Genomic DNA, 3,227 nt, shown 5'->3' on the forward strand with positions numbered 1-3,227 from the left:
GGAATTCCTGACATTACGAGGCTTCACAGACATCACGAACTAGAAGACCAGTGCCTCGTTCTGTATGAAGGCGATCGCCCTTCCGAAATCTTCTTTGTGGGGTATTCCATCGATTAGAGAGAGCAGCATAGAAATCGCCCTTCCATCACTGGAAGGGCGATCGCTCAAGTATTCAGACTCCAGAGAGAGCTATTTGTGAACGGCCTTAAAGGACTGGTAGGCGTTCTCTGGATGATAGAGATGGCAGTGATCCACAATCTCTTTCATCATCGCCCAGGAGAAAGTCTCTTCCTGCAAATGCTCACCCCAGTTCGCCCGTAGGCTTTCATGGGCTAGCCGTAAACGATAGGACGGAATCGCCACCGAGAGATGGTGAGGAATATGGACATTAATGTCGTGGCAGAGCACCTCAATCCACTTGGGATAGGTGCAGTGAACCGTTCCTGCCAACTGGGAATCTACAGCATTCCAATCATCAGTCGGATAGAACTGGATATCGGGAGCCGTGTGGTGTACGAGCGTGAAGGTACTCATCCAGAAGTGATAAACCAGCCAGGGCATGAGCCAAAACTTGACAACGCCCCAGAATCCAGTCGTGGCAATCAGAACAGGGAATAAAATGGCTGAAAAGATAAGAACGGCGGCAACCGAGGTGCGGATCTTGGCGCGATCGCGGAGCGCAAAGTTAGACGGCTGGAAGTGCAATACGGCCCAATGGGCGATCGATGCCATCCACCAAAGGCGACCTCGGAATCCACGATACAGCGACTGCATGACCGGGCTTTCACCCAGATACACCTCCTCTCGCCACGGATGCCAAGCATTGTCCACATCCATCTTATTGGTGTGGAGGTGGTGGTGATCATGCATAAGCCGCCAGCTATGGAAAGGATATAGCAATGGCAGGAACATAATATGCCCCACTAAATCGTTAACCCATCGACGCTGAGCAAAAGAGCGATGCCCACAGTCATGACCAATTACAAACCATCCCGTGAGTGCCGTTCCCGTAAAAATCCAGGTGATGGGGAGAAAATACCAGGGAAGTGTAGCGATTCCCAGATAACCAAGCGCAACAGCCGTAACACTAAGGACTACTTTAGCCCACGCTTTGCGGCGATCCTTTTCAAAACATTCTTTCGGTAGAGTTTTAATAATATCTCTAAGCTCAAGCCCAGATTCGCGAAGGGAGAACTGCTGAGTTGAATTATTTTCGGTCGTTGCAGTCATGTAGTTGGGGTTTTCTCCATATGAGATGGGATAGAAAGGCTAAGCCAACCATGACACCGCAATAAACCTGGGGAATCGTAAAACGGATGGCCGCCTGCAAAGGCTTATCTCATCTAAATCATGAGAAAGCTTTAAAAACCTTTACATTTATACCATGCAACGGGGTAGAAATGCTTACCGAGATATACGGGGTTTGCCCCAAATCAGCTCTTTAGACCCGACGCTGGGAAAACGACCACGGGAACCCGTTTATAGGCGGGTGTTCCAGCCCGTTCATCAATGCGAGCTTTGAACAACACATTGGCTTCGGGATAGAACATCAGCGCTGCCCCAGGCCGAATATCGCCCAGAATGACCTCAATGTTGGACAGCTCTCCCGCATCGCCGCGCACCGTCACCCGCTGATGGGCTTGAAATCCGGTCTGAACTGCGTCTTGAGGATTGATCAAAATACAGTGACGGTGGGGCATTCCTCGATAGCGATCGCCTGTCTTGTAAACCACGGTGTTGTGCTGGGAGTAGCTGCGCCCGGTCATGAGGGCAACAATAAGAGCAGGCTGATCGGCAGGCAGACCGAAATCGGCGGGAGTTGGCAGTGTGAGATTGGGCATGGGCGTAACCTGCATGTGCGCCTTACCCGACGGAGTTGGAAATTTAGGTTCGATTAGGATGCGGCCTGCAATGGTAAATTCTTCCCCTGTTTCATCGATCGCCCCGATTTTTTCGTAGCCCGAAATGCTTTTCGCAATCAGTTGACGCACATATCGCGTATCGCGCAGGTTTCGCCACTGGATCGGGGATTCGCCGTGAATCCGGTGCGCCAGTTCGGTTAAAAACTCAACCTCTGAGATCAAGTCTCCGTCGCGCAAGTGGGTTTGTCCCTCATTGTTGAAGCGCACAAAGTTATTGCCCGATTCCACCGTCGTTTTATGGGGATTCTCAAAGCGGTTGAACACGGGTAGGAGCAGCGTGGTTTCTTTGGCGATGCCGTGGAAATGACCGAGATTGGGCTTGGTGGCGAGGTAGATAACGGTATCAATGTTGCCAAATGCCCGTTTTGCTTGGGTCAGGTCAGGATTTGCGGCGTACAGATTGCCGCCCACGCAGAGGAGAGTATCAATCTGATGAGCATCTGCTGCATCAATCAGCGCCCGTGCATGGTAGCCCGGATTTAGGTGGAGCGATCGCCCTAGCAAGCCTTCTAGCGCCTCGCGCAGACTCTCTTTGAGGCGAATAGACACGCCCATTGAACCGAAGCCCTGAACGTTGGAATGGCCGCGAATCGGCATCAATCCTGCTCCCGGACGACCAACATTCCCCGTCATTAAGGCGGTATTGGCAATGCTATACACGTTGTCTACGCCGTTTGCCTGTTGGGTAATCCCCATCGCCCAGGCAAAAACGACTCGTTGGGATTGGGCGATCGCCCTGGCTGCGGCTTCTATCTCCAGTTGGGATATACCGCAAAGAGTGGTAATTTCTTCCCAAGAGAGACATTTCGCTTGGTCGAGAACCTGTTGCCACCCGTCAACGTGTGCCTTCAGAAACTCGTAATTCACCCGATCCTGCTCAATCAGCGCTTTCTGGATTCCAGTGAAGAGGGCAACGTCGCTACCAGGAATCGGTTGAAGGAACAAAGAGGCAATCTCTGAGCCTTGAAGCAAAGAGGTGAAGGGAAAGGCTGGCGAACCGAACTTCACCAATCCCACTTCCCGCATGGGGTTGATCACGATTACCCGACCGCCGCGATCGCGCAGCTTAATTAATTCGTTCATTAAACGGGGATGATTATAGGCCGCGTTGGAACCTGTAAGCACGACACAATCGGCCTGTTGCAAACCCTCTAAGCTCACGGTAGAGGTGCTGGTTCCCAATACGTTCTTAAGTCCGACGGTGGAGGGAGCATGGCAGAGATCGGAGCAATCCGCCAGATTGTTTGACCCAAGGGCACGCATCATCAGTTGCAGCAAGAAAGCGGCCTCGTTGGACGATCGCCC

At 52.0% G+C, this 3,227-nt stretch carries 2 protein-coding genes; both read right to left on the reverse strand.

The annotated features are described in order from the left end of the window. Positions 1–189: 189 nt before the first annotated feature. Complete coding sequence (locus tag IGR76_00225) at positions 190–1,230, reverse strand: fatty acid desaturase (GenBank protein ID MBF2076974.1); 1,041 nt, start codon at positions 1,228–1,230, stop codon at positions 190–192. Positions 1,231–1,433: 203 nt separating this feature from the next. After that, on the reverse strand, positions 1,434–3,227 hold a 1,794-nt coding region (locus IGR76_00230), incomplete at its 5' end, for an FdhF/YdeP family oxidoreductase (protein ID MBF2076975.1).

Origin of the sequence: Synechococcales cyanobacterium T60_A2020_003, assembly GCA_015272205.1 — a bacterium.
Lineage (GTDB): Bacteria > Cyanobacteriota > Cyanobacteriia > RECH01 > RECH01 > JACYMB01.